General features: G+C 48.7%; 1 protein-coding gene. It reads left to right on the top strand.

Annotated elements, in window-relative coordinates:
* Nucleotides 1–1127, top strand: a 1127-nt coding sequence (locus R7P35_RS25695) for an aminopeptidase P family N-terminal domain-containing protein (protein WP_318093262.1), incomplete at both ends; no start/stop codon positions are given.

Here is a 1127-nt window from a genome sequence, read left to right as displayed (position 1 = left end):
GTCGCTACTACATTCAAGCAGAAGAACAATTGCATGGAACAGGGTTAGACCTTTTCAAAGCGCGTCAGCCGGAAACCCCCACCATTCCTAAATGGCTTGCGAATACCCTCGACGAAAACAGCGCGATTGCCGTGGATGGACGCTCGATCAGCTACGCATTTTACCAAGAACTTAAACAAGCGCTTGAGCCAAAGAACATCGAGATTGTTCTCGACCTCGATCTGATAACGCCAATCTGGACTGACCGCCCGAGCAGACCGAGCGCAGAAATTTTTGACCATCCGGTTGCGTTTTCTGGTGTAGAAACCAAACAAAAACTCGCAGATATTCGTAAATGGCTCAATGAAAACCATGCGGACTGTTTATTGGTTTCAACCCTTGACGATGTGATGTGGACACTGAATATTCGTGGCGGTGACACGCTTTACTGCCCGGTTTCAGAATCCTACCTTATCGTCGAGCGAGACCGCGCGACGGCGTTCATCGATAAACAAAAGTTACCAGCCGAGATAGAGAAGAAGCTGACTGCGCAAGGTGTGAGCGTTCGTCACTACGAGTACGTCAGCCAGTATTTGAATCAGCAATGTGAAGGCTTGTCGCTTGCTTTTAGCCCAGTTTATACCGATAGCTTGCTGGTTAACTCCATTGAGCAGAACCTTTCATTAAAGCCAATGGCTTGCCCGGTCACCGACATGAAAGCCATCAAAAATAAGACCGAGTTAGCCAATCTCGAACAGTCATTGACGGACGATGGTGTGGCTGTCGTGAAGTTCATGAGCTGGTTAGAAGACCAAGTTCCAAGCGGGCTTGTTACTGAGCTGTCAGCCGAGGCTCAATTGAAAAGCTATCGCCGTCAAACTCGCCATTATGTGAGCGACAGTTTCCGCACGATTGCAGGCTTCGCCGCACATGGCGCGAAAATGCATTACGCCGCCGATGAAGAAAGCAATGCTGTGGTCAATGAAAGCAATTTCTTCCTTGTAGATTCTGGCGGTCAATACCTTGGCGGCACAACAGATATCACCCGTACTTTCCACTTCGGGTCACCGACCATTAAACAGCGCAAAGATTACACGTTAGTGCTGAAAGCGGTTATCCGACTGACTCAGACTCGATTTATGAAAGGC

The organism is Vibrio sp. Vb0304, from assembly GCF_033338995.1.
Classification (GTDB): Bacteria; Pseudomonadota; Gammaproteobacteria; order Enterobacterales; family Vibrionaceae; genus Vibrio; species Vibrio alginolyticus.
The sequence above is the reverse complement of the archived record's forward strand: the minus strand, read 5'-3'. Positions and strand labels throughout refer to the sequence as shown.